This window comes from Gordonibacter pamelaeae 7-10-1-b, from assembly GCF_000210055.1.
GTDB lineage: Bacteria > Actinomycetota > Coriobacteriia > Coriobacteriales > Eggerthellaceae > Gordonibacter > Gordonibacter pamelaeae.
Window position 1 is genome coordinate 1,968,991 of the sequence record NC_021021.1, and the last position, 708, is coordinate 1,969,698.

The 708-nt window shown below is 71.6% G+C and carries 1 protein-coding gene; it reads right to left on the reverse strand.

The annotated features are described in order from the left end of the window. Window positions 1-708: molybdopterin-dependent oxidoreductase (locus tag GPA_RS09085; protein ID WP_167536631.1), on the reverse strand; the 708-nt coding region annotated here is incomplete at both ends.

Here is a 708-nt window from a genome sequence, read left to right on the forward strand (position 1 = left end):
GAACGCGCCCAGTCCATGCCCGCGCGCGCGAGCTGCGCCGCGAACGCGTCGGCGAGCGTCTCCTCCGGCCACGCGTCCTCCTGCCCCAGGCGCAGCCCCAAGCCGCGAAACACGTCGTAGTCGGTGCGCCGCTCGTAGTACGGCTCCACGGCGGCGGGGCCGCCGTAGCCCATGTTCGCCACGCCGCCGTGCACCTGCAGCACCGGGCGCTCGATGGCGCCGGCCGCGGGCAGCACGTAGTCGGCGATCATGGCCGTGGGCGTCATATAGTAGTCCAGCACCACCAGCAAGTCCAGGCCCATGAGCGCGTCGAACACGCGGTGCGTGTCGGCATAGGTGAGCAGCGGGTTCGTGGCGTTCACGATGAGCGCGCGCACGGGATACGGCTCGCCCTCCTCCATGGCACGCAGCACGAGGTGCGGCAGCGCGGAGGTCAGGTAGCGCTCCGGCAGCGTGCGGCCCAGCTTCTCGGTGAGCTTGCGGGCGCGGTCGTAGCCGTCGTAGCACTGCAGCGGCGTGAAGGGCGTGTTCAGGCAGCGCGCGCGCCTCTCGGGCGCCAGCGCGTCGGACATCTCCAGCTCCATCTCCGACACGAAGTCCGGCCCCTCGGCCAGCACGCACGAGCCGGGCTTGTCCACGTTTCCCGTCACGGCGCGCAAACAGCAGATGGCGCGGTGCGTGGGCGCCACGTTCGCGCCCACCTGGTCC